Source organism: Streptomyces sp. NPDC002276, from assembly GCF_053891435.1.
Window position 1 is genome coordinate 793,415 of the sequence record NZ_JBSFCQ010000002.1, and the last position, 24,220, is coordinate 817,634.

Annotated in this window: 24 protein-coding genes and 1 pseudogene; 12 read left to right on the forward strand and 13 right to left on the reverse strand. The window is 70.8% G+C overall.

The annotated features are described in order from the left end of the window. Nucleotides 1-101: 101 nt before the first annotated feature. A complete protein-coding gene (locus tag ACWIHT_RS08800) occupies nt 102-779 on the reverse strand; it encodes a spermidine synthase (protein ID WP_456165819.1) in 678 nt (225 codons plus the stop codon). Between the two features lie 131 nt (nt 780-910). Here ACWIHT_RS08800 and ACWIHT_RS08805 point away from each other — a divergent pair, with 131 nt between their 5' ends. After that, nucleotides 911-1,777 (forward strand): rhomboid-like protein, encoded by an 867-nt coding sequence (locus tag ACWIHT_RS08805; RefSeq protein ID WP_456165821.1) that lies wholly within the window; start codon nt 911-913, stop codon nt 1,775-1,777. Between the two features lie 83 nt (nt 1,778-1,860). After that, nucleotides 1,861-2,445: a TIGR03086 family metal-binding protein gene (locus ACWIHT_RS08810; protein WP_456165823.1), complete on the forward strand. Its 585-nt coding sequence runs from the start codon at nt 1,861-1,863 to the stop codon at nt 2,443-2,445. Nucleotides 2,446-2,686: 241 nt separating this feature from the next. On the opposite strand, the pseudogene ACWIHT_RS08815 reads toward ACWIHT_RS08810, so the two are convergent. Beyond that, nucleotides 2,687-3,097, reverse strand: a pseudogene (locus ACWIHT_RS08815) (DUF4259 domain-containing protein); the annotation flags it as partial. 261 nt (nt 3,098-3,358) lie between these two features. Between ACWIHT_RS08815 and lon the strand changes: the two are divergent. After that, nucleotides 3,359-5,779, forward strand: coding sequence for an endopeptidase La (lon, locus tag ACWIHT_RS08820; RefSeq protein ID WP_456165825.1), 2,421 nt, complete (start codon nt 3,359-3,361; stop codon nt 5,777-5,779). Nucleotides 5,780-5,908: 129 nt separating this feature from the next. After that, on the forward strand, nt 5,909-6,418 hold the full coding sequence (locus tag ACWIHT_RS08825; protein WP_456165827.1) for a MarR family winged helix-turn-helix transcriptional regulator: 510 nt from the start codon (nt 5,909-5,911) through the stop codon (nt 6,416-6,418). A 30-nt stretch (nt 6,419-6,448) separates the two neighbouring features. On the opposite strand, the gene ACWIHT_RS08830 is transcribed toward ACWIHT_RS08825, so the two are convergent. Beyond that, on the reverse strand, nt 6,449-7,237 hold the full coding sequence (locus tag ACWIHT_RS08830) for a protein phosphatase 2C domain-containing protein (protein WP_456165829.1): 789 nt from the start codon (nt 7,235-7,237) through the stop codon (nt 6,449-6,451). 353 nt (nt 7,238-7,590) lie between these two features. Between ACWIHT_RS08830 and ACWIHT_RS08835 the strand changes: the two genes are divergently transcribed. The 5 genes from ACWIHT_RS08835 to ACWIHT_RS08855 are packed head-to-tail and all read left to right on the forward strand — an operon-like array spanning nt 7,591 to nt 13,095. After that, nucleotides 7,591-10,260, forward strand: coding sequence for a nitrate- and nitrite sensing domain-containing protein (locus tag ACWIHT_RS08835; RefSeq protein ID WP_456165831.1), 2,670 nt, complete (start codon nt 7,591-7,593; stop codon nt 10,258-10,260). Further along, nucleotides 10,257-10,760 (forward strand): roadblock/LC7 domain-containing protein, encoded by a 504-nt coding sequence (locus tag ACWIHT_RS08840; RefSeq protein WP_456165833.1) that lies wholly within the window; start codon nt 10,257-10,259, stop codon nt 10,758-10,760. The genes ACWIHT_RS08835 and ACWIHT_RS08840 overlap by 4 nt, the downstream gene beginning before the upstream one ends. Beyond that, nucleotides 10,757-11,176 carry a DUF742 domain-containing protein gene (locus ACWIHT_RS08845; RefSeq protein ID WP_456165835.1) on the forward strand — a complete coding sequence of 140 codons (420 nt, stop codon included), beginning with the start codon at nt 10,757-10,759 and terminating at the stop codon, nt 11,174-11,176. Before ACWIHT_RS08840 ends, ACWIHT_RS08845 begins: the two co-directional genes overlap by 4 nt. Beyond that, entirely contained in the window at nt 11,157-11,798 is a 642-nt protein-coding gene (locus tag ACWIHT_RS08850) for a GTP-binding protein (protein ID WP_456165837.1), read from the forward strand. The genes ACWIHT_RS08845 and ACWIHT_RS08850 overlap by 20 nt, the downstream gene beginning before the upstream one ends. A 46-nt stretch (nt 11,799-11,844) precedes the next feature. Then, complete coding sequence (locus tag ACWIHT_RS08855) at nt 11,845-13,095, forward strand: styrene monooxygenase/indole monooxygenase family protein (RefSeq protein ID WP_456165839.1); 1,251 nt, start codon at nt 11,845-11,847, stop codon at nt 13,093-13,095. A 69-nt stretch (nt 13,096-13,164) separates the two neighbouring features. Here ACWIHT_RS08855 and ACWIHT_RS08860 read toward each other — a convergent pair whose 3' ends face one another. From ACWIHT_RS08860 to ACWIHT_RS08875, 4 genes are all read right to left on the reverse strand, one after another. Then, a complete protein-coding gene (locus ACWIHT_RS08860; RefSeq protein WP_456165841.1) occupies nt 13,165-14,214 on the reverse strand; it encodes an NlpC/P60 family protein in 1,050 nt (349 codons plus the stop codon). Between the two features lie 103 nt (nt 14,215-14,317). Continuing rightward, on the reverse strand, nt 14,318-14,644 hold the full coding sequence (locus tag ACWIHT_RS08865; RefSeq protein ID WP_456165843.1) for a hypothetical protein: 327 nt from the start codon (nt 14,642-14,644) through the stop codon (nt 14,318-14,320). A gap of 4 nt (nt 14,645-14,648) precedes the next feature. Continuing rightward, complete coding sequence (locus tag ACWIHT_RS08870; RefSeq protein WP_456165845.1) at nt 14,649-15,308, reverse strand: TetR/AcrR family transcriptional regulator; 660 nt, start codon at nt 15,306-15,308, stop codon at nt 14,649-14,651. Nucleotides 15,309-15,450: 142 nt separating this feature from the next. Further along, nucleotides 15,451-16,389, reverse strand: a complete 939-nt coding sequence (locus tag ACWIHT_RS08875) for an AurF N-oxygenase family protein (protein ID WP_456165847.1) — start codon at nt 16,387-16,389, stop codon at nt 15,451-15,453. A 136-nt stretch (nt 16,390-16,525) separates the two neighbouring features. Between ACWIHT_RS08875 and ACWIHT_RS08880 the strand changes: the two genes are divergently transcribed. The 3 genes from ACWIHT_RS08880 to ACWIHT_RS08890 all read left to right on the forward strand — a co-directional run bounded on the left by ACWIHT_RS08880 (nt 16,526) and on the right by ACWIHT_RS08890 (nt 18,132). Further along, entirely contained in the window at nt 16,526-17,353 is an 828-nt protein-coding gene (locus tag ACWIHT_RS08880) for a hypothetical protein (protein WP_456166041.1), read from the forward strand. After that, the gene (locus ACWIHT_RS08885) at nt 17,350-17,547 is read left to right on the forward strand and encodes a hypothetical protein (RefSeq protein WP_456165849.1); all 198 of its coding nucleotides are present in this window, start codon (nt 17,350-17,352) and stop codon (nt 17,545-17,547) included. The genes ACWIHT_RS08880 and ACWIHT_RS08885 overlap by 4 nt, the downstream gene beginning before the upstream one ends. Before the next feature lie 141 nt (nt 17,548-17,688). Further along, nucleotides 17,689-18,132, forward strand: coding sequence for an ADP-ribosylglycohydrolase family protein (locus tag ACWIHT_RS08890; protein ID WP_456165851.1), 444 nt, complete (start codon nt 17,689-17,691; stop codon nt 18,130-18,132). On the opposite strand, the gene ACWIHT_RS08895 is transcribed toward ACWIHT_RS08890, so the two are convergent. The 6 genes from ACWIHT_RS08895 to ACWIHT_RS08920 all read right to left on the reverse strand — a co-directional run bounded on the left by ACWIHT_RS08895 (nt 18,129) and on the right by ACWIHT_RS08920 (nt 24,214). Next, nucleotides 18,129-18,647 carry a DUF3291 domain-containing protein gene (locus tag ACWIHT_RS08895; protein ID WP_456165853.1) on the reverse strand — a complete coding sequence of 173 codons (519 nt, stop codon included), beginning with the start codon at nt 18,645-18,647 and terminating at the stop codon, nt 18,129-18,131. The genes ACWIHT_RS08890 and ACWIHT_RS08895 overlap by 4 nt on opposite strands. Before the next feature lie 43 nt (nt 18,648-18,690). After that, nucleotides 18,691-20,151 carry a penicillin-binding transpeptidase domain-containing protein gene (locus tag ACWIHT_RS08900; protein ID WP_456166043.1) on the reverse strand — a complete coding sequence of 487 codons (1,461 nt, stop codon included), beginning with the start codon at nt 20,149-20,151 and terminating at the stop codon, nt 18,691-18,693. A gap of 8 nt (nt 20,152-20,159) precedes the next feature. Further along, nucleotides 20,160-21,524 carry an FtsW/RodA/SpoVE family cell cycle protein gene (locus tag ACWIHT_RS08905; RefSeq protein ID WP_200717091.1) on the reverse strand — a complete coding sequence of 455 codons (1,365 nt, stop codon included), beginning with the start codon at nt 21,522-21,524 and terminating at the stop codon, nt 20,160-20,162. Between the two features lie 61 nt (nt 21,525-21,585). After that, complete coding sequence (locus ACWIHT_RS08910) at nt 21,586-22,077, reverse strand: SH3 domain-containing protein (RefSeq protein ID WP_456165855.1); 492 nt, start codon at nt 22,075-22,077, stop codon at nt 21,586-21,588. A 179-nt stretch (nt 22,078-22,256) separates the two neighbouring features. Beyond that, nucleotides 22,257-23,426 carry an ATP-binding protein gene (locus tag ACWIHT_RS08915; protein ID WP_456166045.1) on the reverse strand — a complete coding sequence of 390 codons (1,170 nt, stop codon included), beginning with the start codon at nt 23,424-23,426 and terminating at the stop codon, nt 22,257-22,259. A 65-nt stretch (nt 23,427-23,491) separates the two neighbouring features. Beyond that, complete coding sequence (locus tag ACWIHT_RS08920) at nt 23,492-24,214, reverse strand: hypothetical protein (protein ID WP_456165857.1); 723 nt, start codon at nt 24,212-24,214, stop codon at nt 23,492-23,494. Nucleotides 24,215-24,220 lie beyond the last annotated feature (6 nt).

Here is a 24,220-nt window from a genome sequence, read left to right on the forward strand (position 1 = left end):
AAGTGTGCTTTCCGGAACCAGTGGGGTGATCCCATGACTGCGCTCGACGCTTGAATGATCCGCGTCAGGCAAGCAGGGTACGGGCAGTCACGGCGCCTTTGCTATCCAGGTCGGACGGCGAGGTGCACGACGTCGGGAACTCCTCGGGCAACGGGGATCTCTTCGGTACGCACCTGCTGGAACCCGGCATTCCATAAGGTTCGCTCAAATTCCGGAGAGGGCTGTGCCGACCACACCGCGAGTACCCCGCCAGGCCTCAACACCCTTGCACAGCTTGCCAGTCCGGCCGGTGAGTAGAGGTTGTCGTTGCTGTCGGTGACGGTCCAGCCGGGCCCGTTGTCGATGTCGAGGCAGAGCGCGTCGAAAGTGGCGCAAGTCTCATTGACGAATGCGACCAGGTCCGTTTTCAGAATGTCGGTCCGCGGGTCGGCGAGAGCGGACGCGGAGAGCGCCGACAGCGGCCCGGAGAGGTGCCATTCGACGATCGCGGGCTCGCGCTCCACGACCGCGATCCGGCCCCAGCGCGGGTCGGCCGCGGCGTGCGCGAGCGAGAACCCCACGCCCAACCCGCCGATCAGCACGTCCGGTTGGGGGCGCCCGTCGAGCGCGGCGTACGCGGCGTCGACCAGCAGCCGCTCCGAGCGCCCGTCGGAAGTGTCCATCAGGAAGCACCCGTTGGCGATGATCTGCAACAACTCCCCGTGCCGGCGCAGCACCACCTCGCCGTAGGGGCCCTCGCGACGGTCCAGGACAACGGGAGTGTCGTACGCGGTGCTCATCCGCGCACGGTACCCGCGGACGCGTGAGAAAGCTTTCGGGTTGCTATGAATCGGCTCTCGCGTGGCGTCGGTCATAGACAGCGGCAGGTGGGACGGCGAAGGGTGGGGTGAAACGGAAGGAGCCCCTCACGGTGGAACGGACCGCGACGGCCGATAGCCAGGCCTCCGCCACGCCCCAGGGCGCTCCTTCGGCCGGGGAGGACTCCTCTCTGCTGGACGCGATGCCGAGACAGCGTGAAGTGGTGGAAACGGCCTGGGGGTTGAGCCGCCCCGCGGTCTCCGTCTCGGCCTCCACCCCTGCGATTCCCCGTGCATCGCGCATGCCGGCCGCGCTGCGCCTCCTCGCCCCCTGGCGGCTGCTGCCCACGCCCACCGGGACGCCGTTCACCTTCGGTTACGCGACGCTGCTCGTCGTCACCTCGCTCATCGCGCGGTACGCCGATCCCACGCTGGTGAGCCAGTTGCACCAGGCCTCCAGCACCGATGTCACCCACCTCCTCCGCGACCCGTTCCTCGTGCTGGTCGCCAGTGCGCTGTGGATCGTCGGCGGGGTGCTGTCGCCGTACGCGTTCCTCTTCCTGCTGGTGCTGACCGCGCTGGAGCGGCGGATCGGCGGGGTGCGGGCCGCCGGGGTGTTCCTGACCGGGCACATCCTGGCCACCCTCGCGACCGAGGGCACGGTGGGGCTGGCCGTGTTGGTGGGACATCTGCCCGACACCTCGCTGCACCGCTTCGACTACGGCATCAGCTTCGGCGTCGCCGCGAGCACGGGAGCGCTGGCCGGTCTGCTCAGGCCGTGGCTCGGGCTGCCGCTGCTCGCCCTCTTCGGCTGGACGCTGATCTCGGACCTGATGGCGTTCACCGACCCCATGACGAACTGGGGCCATCTGATCTCGCTGACGATAGGCGTCGCGACCTGGCCGCTGATACGGCGCTGGCAGCGGGCCGAGCGGTTGGCCCGGTTCGGGCTCGCCCGTGTCGAGGTTGCCCGGCTCTGACTCCCCGCTTCGGGACAACGGCGTCGCGGGGGTGTAGAGATGGTGTGGACAGCCGAACGCGGTCCTGGACGGGGGAGGTCCAAGTGGCGGACACGGGTGCGGAATCGGTCGCGGTACGCCGGATCGAGCGGGCGATCGCGGCAACCGGCCTTGTGGTGGCGGGAGTTGCCGAGGACCAGTGGGCGAACCCCACCCCGTGCGCGGAGTGGGACGCGCGAGCCGTCCTCAACCACACCGTGGGCGGGATGCGCATCTTCGCCGCCGAGCTGAACGGCACCGATCCGGGCGCCGAGCACGAGTCCGACTGGCTGGGCGCGGATCCCCGGGGCGCGTACGCGGAGGCGTCCGAGACCGACCGCGCGGCCTGGAACCGCCCCGGCGCCCTCGACACCACCGTCCACATCTCGCTCGGCGCGCTGCCCGGCCCGATGGCGGCGCTGATCCACTTCACGGAGGTCTGTGTCCACGGCGTGGACCTGGCGGTCGCGACGGGCCAACAGGCCGTGGTGGACGAGGAGTTGTGCGGGGAGCTGCTCGCGGTGATGCACGGCCTCGGTGGCTTCGACGCGTACCGCGTACCGGGCGTCTTCGGCCCCGAGGTCCAGCCCGCGCCCGGCGCGGCCCCGCACGGGCGGTTGCTGGCCTACTTGGGCCGTACGGTCACCTGATCCGGTCGGTACGTCGGAAAGCGTGACGCTTTTGCCGCAGGTGTCACGCTTTCGCGGCTCGCCCCCCGTGTTCGTCCCGGCCCGGGTCGAAGTCGTCCGGACGCTCACGGCGGAGCTCCTCGTACCGCGCCGCCAAGATGTCGGTCGCCTGGTGGACGGTGCACCCCAGGGTTTCGCGGATGGTGGCGATCGCGGCGATGGTCCGGTGCTCCAGGATGTCCCGGTCCACGCTCTCGGGCAGCTGTTCGCCCGGCGGCTGGGGGGTGAGCGTTTCGCGGAGCCCGTTGATGGTCGTGTGCCAGGGGACGCCGTCCGGATCGGCCCAGAGTTCCACGAGTTCGGACGGCTCGGTCAGGACGCGGTCGAGGGCCCGGAGGGCGAGGGCGCGCAGACCGGTGAGGTCGGGGACGGGCTCGTCCGGTCCGAAGTGGGGGTGGGCCGGCTCGCCGCCCGGGCACTGCGCGGCGACCAGGGCCGCCGCCGCGACGGCTTCGTCGCCGATGCCCGCGTCGAGGTAGCCGGCGGTGTCGGCCGCTCGGGCGAGGGTGTCCCGCACGAAGCCCTGACGCGCGTCCGGGGAGGCGTCGTCGAGGTCGCCGCACCAGTCCGCCGCCTTGTCGTTGTCGAAGGGGCCGACATCCCACGTACCCATGTGTATCTCCCGATCCCGATCCTGATCCCGATCCCGGTTGCGATGGTGTCCCGCATCGTGACAGCCGCCACTGACATCGGCTGACATCGGCTGCCGAAGCACCCCGCACTCCCGGGAAGCCTCCGCCCCGATTCCGTGTTGACCTGCACTGAGACAGGTCCGCCACCGCTGATCGCTCACGGCGAACAACAGGTGGGGAACAATCGAAGACTCCCAAGCATTGAGTCGGCATAGCTCAACTTGACTGCCTAAGGGGAGATCATGGCTTCGACGTCCACACCGCTCACCCTGCCCGTGCTGCCGCTCGACGACGAGGTCGTGCTGCCCGGAATGGTGGTTCCGCTGGACCTGAACGACACCGATGTACGCGCCGCCGTGGAGGCCGCCCAGGCCGCCGCGCGGTCCGAGTCCGGAAAGCCCAAGGTCCTGCTGGTGCCACGCATCGAAGGGACTTACGCCAGCACCGGCGTGCTCGGCACCATCGAGCAGGTCGGCCGACTGGCCGACGGCGACCCGGGCGCGCTGATCCGCGGCCGCAGCCGCGTGAAGATCGGCGCCGGGACCACCGGTCCTGGTGCCGCGCTCTGGGTCGAGGGCACCGCGCTCGACGAGAGCCTGCCCGAGCCTTTGCCCGGCTCCGTGACCGAGCTCGTGAAGGAGTACAAGGCGCTGGCCACCGCGTGGCTGCGCAAGCGCGGGGCCTGGCAGGTCGTCGACCGCGTGCAGGCCATTGACGACGTGTCCACGCTTGCCGACAACTCCGGTTACTCACCTTTCCTGACCACCGACCAGAAGATCGAGCTGCTGGAGACCGCCGACCCGGTGGCCCGCCTCAAGCTCGCCACCCAGCACCTGCGCGACCACCTCGCCGAGCAGGACGTCGCCGAGACCATCGCCAAGGACGTGCAGGAAGGCGTCGACAAGCAGCAGCGCGAGTTCCTGCTCCGCCGCCAGCTCGAAGCCGTCCGCAAGGAGCTGCGCGAGCTGAACGGCGACTCGGCCAAGGACGGCGAGGAGTCCGACGACTACCGCGCCCGGGTCGAGGCCGCCGATCTCCCCGAGAAGGTCCGCGAGGCCGCCCTCAAGGAAGTCGACAAGCTGGAGCGCTCCTCCGACCAGTCGCCCGAGGGCTCGTGGATCCGGACATGGCTGGACACCGTTCTCGAACTCCCGTGGAACGAGCGGACCGAGGACGAGTACGACATCCGGGGCGCCAAGGCGATCCTGGACGCCGAGCACGCCGGTCTTGAGGACGTGAAGGCGCGCATCACCGAGTACCTCGCCGTGCGCAAGCGTCGTAGCGAGCGCGGGCTGGGTGTCGTCGGTGGGCGGCGCGGCGGAGCCGTGCTGGCCCTCGTCGGTCCGCCCGGTGTCGGCAAGACCTCGCTCGGCGAGTCCGTCGCGCACGCGATGGGACGGAAGTTCGTGCGGGTCGCGCTCGGCGGTGTGCGGGACGAGGCCGAGATCCGCGGTCACCGGCGTACGTACGTCGGCGCGCTGCCCGGCCGTATCGTCCGCGCCATCAAGGAGGCCGGGTCCATGAACCCGGTGGTCCTGCTCGACGAGATCGACAAGGTGGGGTCCGACTACCGGGGGGACCCGGCCGCCGCACTCCTCGAAGTCCTCGACCCCGCGCAGAACCACACCTTCCGCGACCACTACCTGGAGGTCGAACTCGACCTGAGCGACGTGGTGTTCCTGGCGACGGCCAACGTGCTCGAAGCCATCCCGGAGGCGCTGCTCGACCGGATGGAACTGGTCCGGCTGGACGGCTACACCGAGGACGAGAAGGTCGTCATCGCCCGTGACCACCTGCTCCCGCGCCAGCTGGAGCGGGCCGGACTCAAGGACGACGAGGTCGTCATCGACGAGAGCGCGCTGCGCAAGCTCGCCGGTGAGTACACCCGCGAGGCGGGTGTCCGCACCCTGGAGCGGTCGATCGCCCGGCTGCTGCGCAAGATCGCCGCGCAGAACGAACTGGGCGACCGGGAGCTGCCGTTCACGGTGACCGACGCCGACCTGCGGGGTCTCATCGGGCGGCCGCACCACGTGCCCGAGTCCGCCCAGGACCCGGCCGAGCGCCGCACGGCGGTGCCCGGTGTCGCCACCGGCCTCGCGGTCACCGGCGCGGGCGGTGACGTTCTCTACGTCGAGGCGTCGCTGGCCGACCCGGAGACGGGCGCGGCGGGTCTGACCCTGACCGGTCAGCTCGGTGACGTGATGAAGGAGAGCGCGCAGATCGCCCTGTCGTTCCTGCGCTCGCACGGCGCCGAACTGGAGCTGCCCGTCGCCGACCTGAAGGACCGGGGCGTGCACATCCACTTCCCGGCGGGCTCGGTGCCGAAGGACGGCCCGAGCGCGGGTGTCACGATGACGACGGCCCTCGCGTCGCTGCTCAGCGGCCGGCTGGTCCGTACGGACGTGGCGATGACCGGTGAAGTCTCCCTGACCGGCCGGGTCCTGCCGATCGGCGGGGTGAAGCAGAAGCTGCTCGCCGCGCACCAGGCGGGGGTCACCACGGTGATCATCCCGAAGCGCAACGAGCCCGACCTGGACGACGTCCCGGCCGAGGTCCTGGACAAGCTCGACGTCCACGCGGTGACGGACGTCCGCCAGGTCCTGGAGCTGGCCCTGTCGCCCGCGACGAACGGCGCGACCCCGGAGGTTCCGGTGGCGGCGTGACGGACGCCACCGGTCAGGTGAAGGCCCGGGTCCCTTTTCACGAGGGGCCCGGGCCTTCGTCGTACGTAGGTCCCACCCTGCGAAATACTGGCGAAACTGCGGCGACTTTCACGATCAGGAAAGCGGACGATGAGTGCTGACGTGCACAAGGACGAGGCCAGAAGCGACAGCGGGACGGTCGACGGCGGGGTGGGCGACGGCGGGATCCCCGACCCCGAATACCTGTCCCTGGAGCGCGAGTTGACGTTCCTCTTCCGCCGGGCCCGGGCCAACCAGGGCGAGATGGCCCGTGAGGTCCACCCCGACCTGGAGTCCGCCGCGTACGGCCTGCTGGTCCGGCTGGACGAGTACGGGCGGCAGCGGGCCACCGAACTCGCCGCCTACATCGGCGTCGGCAAGGCCACCATGTCCCGCCAGCTGCGCGCCTTGGAGGAGCTGGGCCTGATCTCCCGCGAGCCCGACCCGGCGGACGGCCGCGCCTGGCTGGTCGACGTCACCGACGAGGGCCGGCGCCGCGTCGCGTACGTCCGCGAGGCCCGGCGCGAGCGCTACGTCAGCCAGCTCTCCCACTGGGACCGCCGCGAGGTCGCCGAACTCGCCCGGCTGCTGCACCAGTTGAACGGCGTCATGGAGAAGTGAGCCCCGAGCGGCAAGAGCAGAGACAACGGCTCACAGCTCCACGTACCCGACCGTCGCGTCGTCGTGCGTCTTGCTGCGCCGCAGATACGTCCGCGTCTCCGCGTCGGCCCGCTCCAGCGCCCGTACCCGGCGCACCAGCTCCGCCGCCCCCTCCTTCTCCACGAGGGTGAAGCACTCCGCCCAGTCGCCCTTGCCGAACTTCTCCACCCACCTCGTCGCCCCGTCCGTCAGGGCGGCGAGGGCGCGGACCGCGGTGCGGGGGAGCGCGCCCGTCACCGCCCGCTCCGCGACCGACGGATCGGCCGCGGCCGTGAAGAAACCGCCCTCCTTGTTACGGAGCGTGGCGTCGATCAGTTCGTCGGTGGCGAGTGCGGCGCGCGGCAGCCGTGACAGACGGTCGTCGAGTACGGCGGTCACCTCACCGGCCGGCGAGTCCACCAGCAGGGCGGAGTCCGAAAGGACCAGGTATTCGATCTCCTGCGGGGACCAGCGGGCCAGCACCACAGTTGCCTGAGGGGTGCGTGGGTGAGAAAGGTCACAGGTGGTGGAGTGTGCCTCGGATGTTCGGAGGATCGCCCGGGAGAGAATCTCCGCCAGCGTCAGATCCCGGTAGGAAACGGTCAGTTCGGTCAGTGCGCCGCCCAGCCGCGCGGTGTACCAGGGGACCGGATGCAGACAGCCCGTCTCCCCTCTCGGCGGGGTCACTCCGTCCAGGACGATCAGCGAACCGCCCTGACCCGAGGCCGGAAGGCCGACGCTCGCGAAGTCCTCGTTGGGGCGGTCCGGGTCGCCGGGTTCCGACACAAGTTCCGTACGCATTCGGCCAGTCTGCACGACCTCTTCACAGGCCCCGCAAAAGGTCGGCACGGATTACCGAATCGGCGCAGCCGTGCAGGTCAGACGCCTGGTTTGGGCTGGAATGGATCACTCCGGGAATGCGTGGCGGCGAATCCTGCCAAAGCCCGCCGCTCACGTCCAACCGGCAGGGCCCGCAAGGCCTTTCCACCGTCCGCCGCAACTTGCCCGCCAACTCCCCTACGGGGTTCACTCCTTCGGGTGGCGGCCCGGATGATGCGCGACCGCTGCCCACCGGCACTGGGAGGGTCGCCGTACCGGGATGACGGAGCGTCACCCGGCCCCATGGGTATCACGAGTCAGGAATGCGAGCACCGGTGCAGAAAAAGCGGCCTCGGCGCACAGCCAAGCAGACGGCCCCTCAGGGGGGCGCCACCGGTGCCGTCACGCCCGATCCCGCGGGCAAGGGGCGCGGTACCCACGTCCGCAACCGGCTCATCGTCGCCGTGGCCGTCGTGGCCGCCGCCATCGCCGCCGCGGGTGTCCCCTCCCTCATCACCGCCTCCGGCCAACTCCACGACTCCCAGGACCTGGTGACGCTCGCCGAGCAGACCCAGGACGCCCTGTCGCTGGCCCACTCGCTCGCCGACGAGCGCGACGAGGTCACCTCGTACATCGCCGCCGGACGCCCCAAGTCCCAGGCCCCCGACGAGGACCGCAGCGCCCGCGTCGACCGGCAGGTCGAGGAACTCCGGGCCGACACCGACATCTCCGGCGCGCTCCGCGCGGACCTCGACGACGTCGCCGCCGTACGGCGGGCCGCGCTCACCGGCCAGAACAGCGCCCTGGAGGCGCACCTCGCGTACTCCGGCGCCATCACCGAACTGCACCGGCTCGCCGAGCAGTTGGCCGAGCAGATGCCGCCCCGCGCCGGGTCCGGCGCCTACGCGCTCGCCGAACTCGACGCCGCCGTCCAGCAGGCCGCCGCCGCCCGCGGACTGCTGCTGGCCGCACTGAACGTGCCGACCAGCACCAAGACGGTCATCAACCCCATCACCGGCCTCGCCGTCACCGAGACCAGCTCGACGGACGCCCAGACCAAACAGCGCGACGCCCTCAGCGCCGCCGCCCAGCAGGCCCGGCTGCGCTCCGACGCCGCCCTCGCCGACTTCCGCGACTCCGCGACGAAGACGGCCCTCGCGGGCTACGACTCCACGGTCACCGGACCCGAGGTCAACTCCGCCGAGAAGTACCTCGCCGCCCTCACCGACCAACCCACGCTCTCCGACAGCGAGTTGGACACCAGCACCAAGAAGCTCGACGCGGCGCTCTCCGGCCGCGTCGACCTGATGCGCGGCGAGGAGTCCGCCCTCTACGAGCGCCGCTCCAAGGACCTCGCCCAACTGCGCGACGACGACGTCAAGGCGCTGGAACTCCGCGTCGCGATCCTCGGCGCCCTCATGCTGCTCGCCGTCGGCATCGCCACCGCCATGGCCCGCACCCTCACCCGCCCGCTGTCGGTGCTGCGCCGCGGTTCGGCACGGCTGGCGGGCGCCGAGGACCCGGCGGCCGAGGAAGCCATCAAGTTCACCGGCCGCAACGACGAGTTCGCCCAGGTCGTCCGCTCGGTCAACTCCCTGCACGCGCACGCCGTCGCCCTCCACGAGCGCATCGCCACCCTGGAGGCCGACCGTAAGCACCTGGTCGGCCAGCGCCAGCGGATGGCCGACGCCCGCGAGGAACTCCGGGCCGAAGTCACCGACTCCAGCGAGCAGTTGGAGCGCCTGCGCACCAGCATCGGCGGCACCTTCGTCAACCTCGCGCTGCGCACCCTCGGCCTCGTCGAGCGCCAACTCGCTGTCATCGAGGGCCTGGAGGAGCGCGAGCAGGACCCCGACCGGCTCTCCACCCTCTTCAAGCTCGACCACTTCGCCACGGTCATGCGCCGGCACAGCGAGAACCTCCTCGTCCTCGCCGGCACCGAACACGTCCAGCAGCACGCGGGCCCGGTCCCGCTCGTCGACGTCGTCCGCGCGGCCGTCAGCGAGATCGAACGCTACGAACGCGTCCGCATCTCCGCGCTCCCGCCGCACGCGCACGTGGCGGGCTTCGCGGCGGACGACCTGAGCCACCTCCTGGCCGAACTCATGGAGAACGCCAGCTCGTTCTCCCCGCCGGACGCCCCCGTCGAGATCTCCGGCTGGCTCCTGGAGAACGGCGAGGTCATGCTCTCCGTCCAGGACGAGGGCATCGGCATGACCGACGACCGCATGACCCGCCTCAACACCCGCCTCACCGAGTTCGACCCGAACTCCCCCTACGACCAGGAGGGCGAGGAGGGCCTCGGCCTCGGCCTGTACGTCGTGGCCCGCCTGGCCCACCGCCACGGCGTCCGCGTCCAGCTCCGCGACCAGAAGCAGGGCGGCATCGCGGCGGTCGTGGTCCTGCCCAGCCCGCTCCTGGCGACGGCCCCCATGACGGCCGTACCGACGACCTCACCGACGACCGGCAGCACCCACTCCTACTCCCTCCCGGGCGCCGCCGCCGAGGTCAACTCCAATGTCCTGCCCGGCCGTTCGAAGCCGGACGCGGATCCGTTGGTGGCCCTCGCGGAGAAGGCGGTCCGGGAAGCCCCGGCCGAGACGACGATGGAACTCCTCCTGCCACCGGCGACGGAGGAAGCGCAAACAGCCGAGGAACCAGCGGTCGCCGACGGCGAGTTCCCCCCGCAGGCACCCTCGGCCCCCGACGACGCGGTCCACGAGCGCGCCACCGACGAGGACCCCGTCACCGACAAGGGCCTCCCCAAACGCACCCCCAGGATCACCCGACCCGAACAGGCCCCGCGCAAGCGGACCGGCACCGTCGACGCCGAAGCCCTGCGCCGCAGACTCGGCGGCTTCCGCGCCGGAGCCTCCGCCGGCTACCGGGACGTAGAAGCGGAGATCGCCGAACGGACCGGCCAGAACCCGGTCCCGGCGCCCCGCGGCACGACCGCACCATCCGAAGAAGCCACGGGGGGCACCGTCGAGGAGGCAAGCAGTTGACCGCGCCCAGTACCTTCGGACTGAGCAGTGAAGCCCGCAACCTGCACTGGCTGCTGAGCAACCTCGTCGAGGAAGTGCCCGGCATCCAGTCGGTCGCGGTCGTCTCCTCCGACGGCCTGCTGCTCCTCTCCTCCGACCCGGACCGCAACGAACAGGCCAGAGAGGCCCTCGACACCAAGCGCACAGGACCACGGGGCTCCGCGGCGGACCTTGCCACCATCGTCTCCGGCATCGGCAGCCTCACCATCGGCGCCGCCAAGCTGATGGACTCCGGCCCGGTGAAGCACACCATGGTCGCGATGGAGGAGGGCAGCCTGTTCGTGATGTCGATCAGCGACGGTTCGCTGCTCGGCGTGCACGGCTCCGCGGACTGCGACATGAGCGTCGTGTCGTACCACATGGCGCTCTTCGTCGGCCGCGCCGGCCATGTGCTGACCCCCGAACTCCGCAGCGAGCTGCGGAAATCCCTCGAAGACGCGTGCGTGGAGAGTGCCCGATGACCGGCGGCGGCAGTACGCCGAACGGGCTCCCCGTGCGCGGCGGCGACCGCAAACCCGCCCGGGTGCGCCCCTACTCGCTCACCGGCGGCCGTACCCGCTTCGGGCACGTCCTCCTGGTGGAGACCCTCGTGGCGGCGCTCGAAGCCCCGGAGGAACGCAAGGAGTTGACGAACGGTTCGCTCAACACCCGGGTCATGCCGGAGATGCGCGCCATCGTCGAACTCTGCCGCCGTATGCGCACGGTGGCCGAGATCGCCGCGCTGCTGAAGATGCCGCTCGGTGTGGTCCGCGTGCTCCTGAGCGATCTCGCGGACCAGGGAAAGATCCGTGTGTACGGAACCGGGACCGGTCACGGCCCGGGCCGTCCTGACCGCGCTCTGCTGGAAAGGGTGCTGAGTGGACTCCGTCGTCTCTGACGCCGCCGCCTACGGCGTCCCCCCGCTCCTCGACGACGAGGAGCAGCCGCGGGCCTGGCAGTTGGACCGCACCCGCGCGCCGGTCGCCACGAAGATCGTGGTGGCCGGTGGTTTCGGCGCCGGCAAGACCACCATGGTCGGCGCCGTCTCCGAGATCCAGCCCCTCCAGACGGAGGCGCTGATGACCGAGGCCAGTGAGGACACCGACGACCTCACGGGCACCCCGGAGAAGACGACCACCACGGTCGCCATGGACTACGGCCGCCTCACCCTCGACGACGACCTGGTGCTCTACCTGTTCGGTACGCCGGGCCAGCAGCGGTTCTGGTTCATGTGGGACGACCTGGTGCGGGGCGCGATCGGTGCCGTCGTGCTCGCCGACACCCGCCGCCTCAAGGACTGCTTCCCCGCGCTGGACTACTTCGAGAGCTGCGGACTGCCGTATGTCGTCGCGGTCAACCACTTCGCCGGCAGCGAGCGGTTCGACCCGGAGGATGTGCGGGAGGCATTGACGATTCCCCCGCACATACCTGTAATGATCATGGATGCGCGGCGGCGGATTTCGGCCATCGAGACCCTGCTCGCGCTCGTCGGCCACGCGCTGGACGTCACCCCCGAGTAGCCCCGAGCAGTTCCCGAGCTGTCGCGACCAAGGAGCCACCACCCGCATGCGGAAGATACTCGTCGTCGGAGCCGGCCAGTCCGGGCTCCAACTCGCCCTCGGACTCCAGTCGCACGGGTACGAGGTCACCCTGATGTCCAACCGGACCGCGGACGAGATCCGCACCGGACGGGTCATGTCGACCCAGTGCATGTTCACCACGGCACTGGGGCACGAGCGCGATCTCCAGCTGAACTTCTGGGAGTCCCAGGCCCCGAAGATCGAAGGACTCGGCGTCTCGGTCGCCGCCCCCGGCTCGCACGACCCGGGGCCGACGCAGCGCGTCATCGACTGGGTGGGCAGGCTCGACGGGTACGCGCAGTCGGTCGACCAGCGGGTCAAGATGGCCGGCTGGATGGAGACGTTCGCGCAGCGCGGCGGCCAACTGGTCATCCACGGCGTGGCGGTCGGCGACCTCGACTACTTCTCCCGCACGTACGACCTCGTCCTCGTCTCGGCGGGCAAGGGCGAGCTGGTGTCGATGTTCGGCCGCGACCCGGAGCGCTCCCCGTACACCGAGCCGCAGCGCGCGCTCGCGGTCTCCTACGTCCACGGTCTGGGCCCGCGCCCCGAGCACCCGGACTACGACGCGGTCCGCTGCAACCTGGTCCCGGGCGTGGGCGAGTTGTTCGTCATGCCGACACTCACGACCTCAGGCCGCGCGGACATACTCTTCTGGGAAGGCATACCCGGCGGGCCGTTGGACGTCTTCAACGGCGTCAAGGACCCGGCGGCGCACCTCTCCCTGACCCTGGAACTCATGGAGAAGTTCACGCCCTGGGAGTACGAGCGGGCGCGGAACGTCGAACTGACCGACGCGGGTGGGACGTTGGCTGGGCGTTACGCGCCCACGGTCCGCAACCCCGTCGGTCAACTCCCCGGCGGCGGACTGGTCCTGGGCGTCGCGGACGTCGTCGTCGCCAACGACCCGATCACCGGACAGGGCTCCAACTCCGCGGCCAAGTGCGCCGCTTCGTATCTCGCGTCGATCCTCGAACACGGGGAGAAGGAGTTCGACGGGGACTGGATGCGGGCGACGTTCGAGCGGTACTGGGACACGGCGCAGCACGTCACCAAGTGGACCAACGCGATGCTCTCGCCGCCGCCGGAGCACATCCTCAACCTCATCGGTGCGGCCGGGCAGTTGCAGCCGGTGGCGGATCGGTTCGCCAACGGGTTCGACGATCCGGCGGACTTTGAGAACTTCTTCTATGAGCCGGAGAAGACGGGGGCGTACCTGGCTTCTGTGGCGGTCTAGGCTGCGGGTTCGTTGTGGCTGGGCGCGCCCACGCGGCGGAGCCGCACAGTGTCTCAGCCCCGCGCCCCTTCAGGGGCGCTGATCTGGGCGTACGGCTCCAAGGATCGGGTACGACGCCACAGGTGACACCTGGACCTTCTCACCCGTGCGGGGGGCTTGGACCACCTGGCCCGCGCCCAGGTACAACGCCACATGTGTTGCCTCGGGGAAGTAGATGACCAGGTCGCCGGGGCGCAGTTCATCGAGCGGGATTCTCGGCAGCTGCGCCCACTGCTCTTCGCTGGTCCTGGGGATCGGCGTGCCCGCGTGCCCCCACGCCTCCGATGTCAGGCCCGAGCAGTCGTACGTCTTCGGTCCCTCCGCGCCCCATTCGTAGGGCTTGCCGATCTGCTGGACGGCGTAGCGGAGGGCTCGGTCGCCGGATCGGGAGGGTTCGCGGTCGTCGGTGCCCAACGCCCCTGAAGTGATCAGCTTCTGCTGGGCCTTGTCGACGCCGGTCTTCTCGAAGGCGGCGAGGGCGGTGAGTTGGTCGGGGGTGAGGGCGGCGAGGAGTTTCTCGACGTCGGCCAGGCGATTCCGTACGTCGTCGCGGTCCTTCATCTGCCGTGCGGACAGGGTGAGTTGGGTGTCGAGGGCCTTGCGGGCCGCGCGGGCCAGGCCGTCGCTCTTCTTCTCGCTGCCGACCAGCCGGCCCACCGTCTCGGCCCGCTCGCGCGCCAACTGCCCGATGACATGGCCCTCGTCGAGCGCGTGCTGCGGATCACGGGCGAGGAGCAGGCGTACGTACGGGGAGATGGCCGTGCTGTTCTGGTACTGCTCGCGGGCCAGCCGGCCGGCGGCGCCACGGCTGTCGTGCAGGGTGAGGCGGGCGCGGGCCAGTTCGGAGTCGAGACGGTCGACCTCCGCGCGCTGCTTCTTCAGCTGCTCCTCGGTGGCGTTGTACGTCTCCGTGGCCTGCTCGGCGTCCCGGTACACCGCCTGAAGGTCCGTCAGCAGCTTGGCCACGGGCCGCTGTCCGGGAGCCCCCGGATCGGGTACGGCCGCGGCGGGCAGCGGCGCGAGGACGGTGCCGGCCGCCACCGCCGCCGTACAGACCAGACGCGGAAGCCTTCCTGACACGTCATCACCTCCGGTGCGCGGCGGCACTTCCGCCCCGCATCGTGAGCATCAGACGGGGGCGCCGGGTCCGCGCGCCGGGTGTGCGCGGTTCGGCGCAACCTGGTCACCCGTGGGTGTCGTCCGGCTTGCCGCCCGGCGTGGCGTCTGGTGCGGGGTCCGGTGCGGGGTCCGGTTTGGACCAGGGCCAGCGCAGTGCGCCGCCGCGTTTTCCCGCCGGGTCGAACTCGTACTTCCAGCCCTTGGGGAGACCCAGCCGCTTGCTGTGTGCCCTGGGCACCCGGCGGTAGACGAGAACCGTGGGCGGGCCGCCGGCGTCGTCGGGGACCGGGATGCGGTAGGTCTTCGGCGGGTTCCCGGTGGGTCCGACCAGCACCGGCAGGGACCGCCCGTCCATGGGGCCGCCCTCGAACGGGGTCTCTTCGCTCTTCACGGGATCAGTGTCGGCCATCCGCCGCGAGCGCCCGGACAAGCTCGGCGGTCTGCGGGTCCCGCCGGGCCGTCACCGACAGGACCGCCGCGAACTGCTCGACCAGCCAGTCCCGCAACTCGTCGACGGGCGGCTGCTTGTCCTCGTCCAGCCAGATGAGAGAAGCCGCCTCGACGGCCGTGATCCACATCCGTACGGTCATCCGCAGCCGTGGGCCCGGTTCGGCGACGCCGAGATGGCTGAGGATGTGCACGGCGGCGGCCCGCCGGACCCCGTCCACGATGGCCGTCGTACGAGACGTCTCTACGACGCTCCCGCCCTGGAGCAGCGCGCTGAACCCGGCGTCGTGCTGGTCGACGAAGCCGAGGTAGCGGTCGAGGGCACGGGCGAGACGGGGGAGGAGCGGGCCCTCGCGCGGTTCGTCGAAGCACTGCTGGAGTTCCTCGGCGGCGGACCGCAACGCGGCCTCGTAGAGCTGCTGCTTGCCGCCCGGGAAGTACCGGTACACCAGGGGCCGCGAGACTCCGGCCGCTTCCGCCACGTCGTCGAGGGAGACCTCCTCGGGCGCGCGGTGCGCGAAGAGGGTGAGAGCGGCGTCGAGGAGCTGGCTGCGCCGCTCCTCGACGTTCAGACGGCGGTAGGCGGGAGTGGAAGCGGCGGGGGGCATAGGGGCAGGGTAGTCGGGCGGGTGCGGGTGCGTCGTGGCTGGTCGCGCAGTTCCCCGCGCCCCTGAAAACCGGACCAGTCAAGGCTCTTTCAAGGGGCGCGGGGAACTGCGCGACCAGCCCCCACCGGCCCGCACTACGCACTCACGCCAGCAGCCCCGAAGCCTTCCACAACCTCCGCCCAACCCCCCTCAGCACCCCAATGTCGTCCAAGAAATCCGTCAGCTTCTTCGACCCGTTCTGCATGACCTCCCGCCGATGCCCACTCGCCCGCACCTGCGCCACCGCCTCCCGCCGATCGAGCCCCACATTCGTGTACACCTCGGGATTCACGAAGGCGACGGAGAAGACCCGCGCGAACTCACCCGACGTGACCCGCGTGAACTCCTGCGACCAGCGCGGCGCGGTGACCATCTGCCGCCTCAACTCCTCCCGGGCGTAACGGACATGACGCGCCTCCTCGACCACATGAATCCGCGTGACCCCCCGCACCAACGTCTGCACCCGCTCGTCCGGAAACGTCAACCTCTGCATCCAGTCGAGGACTTCCTCCCCGAGCAGCGTCGCCGTGAAGGAACCGGGCGTCGTGGAGATGGTCTTGAACAGCCGCCCCAGGTTCTGGTGAGTCCGGCTCACCGGATACCAGGGCGCGTCCCCGCGGGAGATCAGCCGCGCGAACATCTTCGAGTGCCGGCACTCGTCCTCGATCTCGGTCAGCGCGTAGCGCACATGCGCACTCGTCGCCGCCTTGTCGTAGATGTGCCGGACGAGCAGCTGCATCAGGATCAGCTCGAACCAGATGCCGAGCGAGGCGAGCGCCGCGGCCTCGTGCTGGGAGAGCAGGATCCGCTGTTCCTCGCCCATCCGCTTCCACAGCGGGGTGTCGTAGAGCGAGACCAGTTCCGGCGGCCAGAACCACTTGCCGTCCTCGAAGGGCGCGTCCCAGTCGAGTTCCTTGTCCGGGTCGAAGGAGTGCTTCGCGGAGGAGGCGAGCAGCCGCTCGGCCACCTGCTCGCGGTCCTTGAGCAGGCCGAGCGCGTCGCGCAGCCCGTCGACCGCGTCGGCTTCGGTCAGGGTCGTCATGGTTCTCCCACCTCGCACGTCGGTGTGTTACCCGGGGTCACATCCTCCGAGTCTTATGAGACTGCTTGTCAGCAAGCTCGTCAATCCCTCCGCCCGCATGTTCTGCGTGTCCCGCATGTACGGTGCTGTCGTGTCCATGCCTCCGCCGCCGCAGCAGCCGCCGTATTCCCAACAGCCGCAACCCCAGCAGCCGTACCCGCAGCAGTACCCTCAACAGCCGTATCCCGCCCAGCAGTTCGGGCCGCCGCAACAGCCCTACGGCCAGCCCCCGTACGGTCAACAGCCCTACGGCTGGGGCGCTCCTCCGCCCGGATTCCCGCCGCCCCCGAAGAAGCGCGGGCTCGGGTTCGTGCTGGGAGTCGTCGGCGGGGGGCTCGGTGCGGCGGGGGTGGTCTTCATGGCCGTCGTGCTGACGGTCGGAAGCCAGACCGCCACCCGGTTTCCCGAGGCCGACTTCGTGCTGACCCTGCCCAAGACGCTGGTCGACGGCCGCTTCGAACTCGCCAACGACCTCTCGGACACCGAGGGGCAGAAGATCGAGCAGGAGGCGGACGGTGCCTGGGACGCCAAGGACACCGTGGGTGTCATCGGCACCTACACCCTGAACGGCGACGCGACCAAGGGCACGCTGGCGCTGTCGGGGATGTACGGCCGGTTCAAGAACACGGACGAGGCCCGCGAGGGCATGCTGAAGGGCGCCGGTGAGGCGGACGGCGTGACCGTGGCCGTACCGCGCAAGGACTTCGTCGAGGGCGGGGTCACCATCTCCTGCGAGGTGATCAGCCAGAAGCAGCTCAGCGTCGACGTCACCTATCCGACCTGCGCCTGGTCCGACGGCAACACCGCCGCCACCGTCGCCTGGACCACGGCCGCGACCCTCACCCAGGACCCCTCGGACGTCGACCTGGCGCTCTCCGCGAAGATGACCCTCCAGGTCCGCTCGGAGACCAGGAAGGCCAAGTGACCCCGGCCCGCCGCAGTTTGGAGGGCCTCGCCCTCGGCGACGCGTTCGGCGAACGCTGGTTCCCGCTCTTCCGCGAACCGCGCCGGGCCTACGACGAGGTCCGCGCCCGGCGCACCCCGGAGGAACCGGAGTGGCACTGGACGGACGACACGGCGAGATCCAACAGGAGCCCCTCGCCCGGGCGTTCGCGCTGAGCTACGAGGCCGATCCCGCGCGGGGGTACGGCCGCGGAATGCACCAGTCGCCGCCCTTGCCGCTTCAGGAACCGCACCGCTGGCGGGAGTTCGACGCGCAAGCTGTACGACGGCCAGGGCGGCCTGGGCAACAGCGCCGCGATGCGCGCCGCCCCGCTGGTCGCGTGGTTCCACGAGAACCTCGACCTCGCGGTGACCCGGACGACCCTGTTCGCCGGGTTACCAACGCCCGCCCGAAGGGCATCGCCGGCGAGGACGCCCGAAAGTGCCGTAAGGGGTGGGCTGTTGCGGGCCGTCGACGTGCCGTTCGCCACCGGGCCGTGGCGGGCCGCCGATCTCCTCGGCAACGGTCAGCGGGTCCGCGCCGACGACACCGTCCCCTTCGCCGTCCGGTCGGCCGCCCGGCACCCCGGCGATCTGACCTCCGCCTTGTGGGCCACCGCCGAGGGGTTCGGTGACGTCGACACCACTTGCGCCATCACCGGCGGCGTCGTGGCGGCCCGGACGGGACTCGACGGCGTGCCGCAGGACTGGCTGCGGCGCCGCGAGCCCCTGCCCGGACCACGTCCCGGCCCCGGGATCTAGACCGAACAGCCCAGCCCCTCAGGGATGTTGACCGGTGCCACCGGTTCCGCGCCCTGGGGCGGGAACGACGTCCGCAGGGTGAACGCGTACGGGGTCGGGCCGTGGGCGCGGAGGTGCAGGACGCGTTCCTCCGCCTCCGCGACCGTGGGACGGTGGCCCGCCGGCACCCACCACAGGGCCACCATCGCCTCCCGCACCTGCTCGAACCACTCACGGCGGCGGGCCAGCAACTCCCTGTGCTGTCCTTGGTACATGAACGCGGTCAGGGCGTTCGTGTCGCGCCACACCGACATGTTGATGATCAGCCACTCGTCGCCGAGGACGGAAACGTCGGTCGCGTTGCCGGAGTCGGACTGGAGACGCCACACAAAACCCTCGGCCGCGTCGACGACGGCGTTCACGGGGTCGAGGGCGTCCACGAAGTCCTTCAACTCCGGTGAGTCCAGCGGAAATCGGAGTCGGCCGATGTTGACCTGGGCGAGTTCGTACGCGGGTACTGTCAATGGCTCAGTCATGAACCGAACGATAGGTCGGGCGCCCGTGTCGGGACGCCCCGTCTCACAGGCCGAGCACCGCCTCCATCACCGCCTTGGCGATCGGCGCCGCGTCCCCGCCCCCGCTGATGTCCGAGCGGTCCGCGGACGCGTCCTCCACCACCACCGCGACCGCCACCTTGGGCTCCATGTCCCGCTCGCCCTGCGCCCAGGACACGAACCAGGCATATGGCGTACCGGAGTTGCCGATGCCGTGCTGCGCGGTGCCGGTCTTGCCGCCGACGGTCGCGCCGGGAATCGCCGCGTTCGTGCCGGTGCCTTCCGTGACCACGTCCTCCATGAGTTCCTTCATCTGTACGGCGGTTGCTGGGTGCATGGCCTGGCGGACAGGGCGGGACGATCCGACCGTCGACACCGTCTCGCCGCCCCGTCTCGTCGTGCGCTCCACCAGGTACGGCTGCCGTACCTGCCCGCCGTTCGCGACCGCCGCCGCGACCATCGCCATCTGCAACGGCGTGGCCCGCGTGTTGTACTGGCCGATCGACGACAGCGCCAACTGGGCTTTGTCCACCGAGGTGTCGAAGGTGCTGGGGGAGACGGCGAACGGGATCCGCACCCCGATGTCGTTGAAGCCGAACGCCTCCGCCGTGCCGCTCATGTTCCGCACGCCCACATCCACGCCCAGCTTCGCGAACACCGTGTTGCACGACCACTCGAAGGCCGAGCGGAGCGGCGCGTCCGCGCAGCCGTCGCCCTCGTTCGTGAGCGTCGTCGAGGTGCCGGGGAGCGTGAACGGGTCGGGGGACTTCGTCGCCGCGTCCAGGTCCGTCACCACCCCCGCGTCCAGCGCCGCCGCCGCGGTGACCACCTTGAACGTCGAACCCGGCGGATAGGTCTGCCGTGCCGCCCGGTTGAGCATCGGCTTGTCGGGGTCGGCGTTCAGGCGGGCCCAACTGCGGTTCGCGGTACGGCCGTTGCCCGAGAGCGCGCCCGGGTCGTAGGACGGGGTGGAGACCAGGGCGAGGACGCGGCCGGTGGACGGTTCGATCGCGGCGACCGCGCCCGTGCGGGTGCCGAGTCCGTCGTAAGCGGCCTTCTGCGCGGCCGGGTTGAGGGTGGTGACGACATTGCCGCCGGGGTTCTGGGCGCGGGTCAGGTCGTTCCACAGGGGGAACGGCGAGAGCATCTCGTCGGTGCCGGAGAGGATGCCGTCCTCGGAGTGCTCCAGGAACGTCGTGCCGTACTCCTGCGAGGCGAAGCCGGTGACCGGCGCGTACAACGGGCCGTCCTTGTACGTCCGTTCGTAGCGGAGCTGCTCGCCGGAGTCCCGGGAGCCGGTGATCGACCTGCCGCCGACGAGGATGGCGCCGCGCGGCTGGTCGTAACGGGCGATCGTCTGGCGGCGGTTGGCGGGGTTGTCGTCGTAGGCGGGGGACCGGAAGACCTGGACGCGGGTGGCGTTCACCAGCAGGGCGAGCAGGAGCAGGGTGCAGAAGGCCGCGGCGAGGCGGATGTGCCGGGTCATGGCGTCGGTCACGCTGCCACCTCGATGTCGTAGCCGGACTGGCGGCGGGCCGAGTCGCTGATCCTGATCAGCAGGGCCACGATCGCCCAGTTGGTGACGACCGAGGAGCCGCCCTGGGCGAGGAACGGCATCGCCATGCCGGTCAGCGGGATCAGGCCGGTCACCCCGCCCGCGATCACGAACACCTGGAGCGCGACGATCGAGGCGAGGCCGACCGCGAGCAGCCGTCCGAAGGGGTCGCGCAGCGCGAGGCCCGCCCGGTAGCCGCGCTCCACGAGCAGGCCGTAGAGGATGAAGATCGCGGAGAGGCCGGCCAGGCCCAGTTCCTCGCCCGCTGTCGCCAGGATGAAGTCCGACTTCGCGGCGAAGCCGATGAGGATCGAGTGGCCGAGGCCCAGGCCGGTGCCGAGGATGCCGCCGGCCGCGAACGCGAAGAGGGACTGGGCGAGTTGGTTGGGTCCCTGGCCCGCGTCGATCGACGCGAAGGGGTGCAGCCAGTCCAGGACCCGGCTGTGGACGTGCGGTTCGAGGCGTCCCACCGCGACCGCGCCGAGGGCCGCGAGCAGCAGGCCGACCGCGATCCAGCCGGTGCGGCCGGTGGCGACGTAGAGGAGGGTCACGAAGAGGCCGAAGAACAGGAGCGAGGTGCCCAGGTCGCGTTCCAGGACCAGGACGCCGACGCTGATCAGCCAGATCGCGACGATCGGGCCGAGGACGCGGCCGGTGGGGAGCTGGAGGCGCCAGACGCGGCGGCCGGCGTAGGCGAGCGCGTTGCGGTTGGCCGCCAGGTACGCGGCGAAGAAGATCGCGAGCAGCACCTTCGCGAACTCGCCCGGCTGGATGGAGAATCCGGCGATCCGGATCCAGATCCGGGCCCCGTTCACGGCCGGGAAGAGGACCGGGAGGGTGAGGAGGACGAGGGCGGCGGCCACGCAGACGTAGGCGTAGCGCTGGAGGACGCGGTGGTCGCGGAGGGCGAGGACCACGACGATGAAGAGGGTCACGCCCAGGGTGGACCAGACGAGTTGGGTGGGGGCCGCGCGGTCGCCCGGGGTCTCCAGGTCGAGCCGGTAGATCAGGACCAGGCCGAGACCGTTGAGGAGCACCCCGATCGGGAGCAGGAGCGGGTCGGCGTACGGCGCCCGCAGGCGCACGGCCAGGTGCGCCAGCAGGGCGAGCACGCCGAGCCCGGCGCCGTAGCCGGCGGCGCCGGGCGGGACCGTGCCGTTCTTGGCGATGCCGACAGCGCAGTAGCCGTACACCGAGAGGAGTACGGCTACGACGATGAGGGTGAGTTCGATGCCACGGCGCCGGGGGAGGCGTACAGCGGGTGTGGGAAGGTCCGCTGTGACGGTGGTTCCGGCGTTGGTCATGTCCGGAACTTACCCAAATGGGGCGGGTTGTGTGCCTTGGGTGGCGAGTGTGTCTCGCCCGTCAGCACCAGCGGGGGGCGGGGCCGATGTTGTCGATGTAGCGCGCCGAACCCCAGGCCCAGGTGCCGTCCGTGAGCAGGTACCAGAGGTGGTTGCCCTGGACGTTGGAGCCGCTGGTCTTGCAGAAGATCGACACGCGCTCGCCGCGGTAGGCGTACCGGATGATCCGGCTGCCGCGGTCCGGCCGGGAACGCAGGGCCAGTTCGCTCGCCGTCACGACGCCCCGGTACAGGCGCGGGTTGTTCTGGTGCTGGCCGTGCTGGTTGGAGCCGCTCTGCTGGTTGTAGTCGCCGCGGCCGTCGTCGTCGCCGCGACCGTCGGAGTCCTCGTCGCCGCGCTGGTTCCAGTCGTCGTCGTCCTGGGGGCGGCTGACGCTCTGGTCCTGGTCGCCCCATTCGTCGTCGGCCACGGCGGGTGTGATGGCGGCACCGGTGACGAGCGCACCGGCGGCGACCGCTATACCGATACGACGGAGAGAGAGGCTGAGGGACATGGGGGTACCTCCAGGAAGGGGGCGAAGCTGACTAATCGCCACATTAGGAGGAGGTGAGAGCGGTCGCTCGTCACACTGGTCCACACGGGTTTTCAGGGGCGCGGGGCTGTGTCGATATGCGGCTCCGCCGCGTGGGCGCGACCAGCCCCCACCGGCCCGCGGCCGACGAACAACCACTCTCAACGCAACATCAACGTCGCCAACGCCCCGCCGTCCCCCACGTTCGAGAACTCCAGCCGCGCCCCCAACACCTCCGCCTGGCCGAGAGCGATGGTCAACCCCAGTCCATGCCCCGTAGCTCCCCCCTCGGTCCGAAACCGCTGCGGACCGTGCTCCAGGAGATAGCCCGGGTACCCGTCCCCGTGATCCCGCACGGTCACCACCGCCCCGTCCACGGTCACCACCACCGGCCCCCGCCCGTGCCGGTGCGCGTTCGCGACCAGATTCCCGAGCACCCGCTCAAGCCGCCGCCGGTCCGTCTCAACCCACTCGTCCCGTACGACGACGACCTCCGTGTCCGTCCCCGACGCCAGGACCACCCGCGCGGCCACCGCCCCCAACCGCTCGGTGCCCAGCTCCAGTCTCTCCCGCCGGGTGTCGAGGCGGGAGATCTCCAGCAGGTCCTCGGTGAGCGTGCGCAGCGCGGCCACCCGGTCCCGCACCAGCTCGGTCGGCCGCCCCGGCGGCAGCAGCTCGGCCGCCGCGTGCAGCCCGGTCAGCGGGGTGCGCAACTCGTGCGCCACGTCCGCCGTGAACCGCTGCTCGGTGAGCAGCTTGCCCTGCAACGAGGAGGCCATCGTGTCGAGCGCGGCGGCCACCGCGGCCACCTCGTCCTGCGGCCGGCTCGCGTCCTTCGTACGGGGATCGTCGACCCGCGCGTCCAGGTCGCCGGCGCTGATCCGCCGGGCCACCTGCGCGGTGCCGTGCAGCCGCCGGGTCACCCGGGTCACCGCGAACGCGCCGACCAGCAGCGTCGCCCCGATCGCCAGCGCCGAGGACCACACGATCGCCCGGTCGAGCCCGGCGATGGTGTCCGCGCCCTGCGAGTAGTCGACCGCCACGGCCAGCACCCGCCCGCCGTCGGCCGGTCCCGCCGCCCACATCGTCGGGCGCCCCCGGTGCCTGCCGACCATCGTGCCCCGGTCGCCGTCCTCGGCCAGCCGCCGCAGGGGCGTGGGCAGACTCGCGGGGTCGACACCGGCGCCGTGCAGCAGCGAGTCCCCGGCCTCGTACTGCGTCGTCGCCGTCCGCAGCCGCGACAGCGCCAGCTCACGGGCCTGGCCCACGGTCCGGTCGGTCACCGACACATGCACGAGCACGCCGAGCAGGGCGGCCAGCGCGCAGCACATCACCGTGATGAACGCGGCGGACTTGACGGCGAGGGTCCCGGCCCACCGGGGCAGCGCGAGCCCCGTCACGAGGTCGCCGAGGGCACGGGCGCGGGCGTCGCGCGACGGACTCCGTGCTTACGGCTGCCCGTGCGCAGGAACTCGTCGTGCGTCAGCAGCATCGCCTTCTGGTCGGCGTCCCAGGTCCACTGCACGCGGTACTCGTACCCCGCCAGCTCCGAAGGCGAGCGGATGATCACCGAATGCCCGGCCAGTTCGACCCCGCTCACCGCGTCGTCGTTGGCCATGACCTGTACGAGCCGGTGCTTCTCGACGGTGTAGACCCGCACGGCCGTCATCCTGGTGGGCAGCAGCCGGAAGCCGAGCGTCAGGTCGTCGTGCCCGTCACCGGTCAGGTCGCGGTAGTACGGCTTGAGAACGGGACATCGGCTCCGGTCCCCGCCCTTCGCACAGTCGCCGATCCGCTCGGCCGTTCCCCGGTACGCCGCCTTGGAGCCGCCGTAGTCGCCCGGATCGGCGGCGATCTCGGCCCGTACGACGGCGATCGGGTCCACCTTGCGGATGTCGTCGCCGGGGACGGTGACGCCCTTCACGATCTCCGTGTCGGCCTCGTCGAAGTCGTAGGCGGGGGAGGCGGCGGGCGACATGTTCGGCCAGAGCCGGGCGGGGCTGGTCGCCGTCGGGGTCGAGCCCGCGCCGCGCAGCGCGCCGGTGTCACCACAGGCCACCGCGGTCGCGAGCAGCAGGGCGACGACGGCGGTGGCGCGGGCGGGGCGACGGAACAGCACCCATAC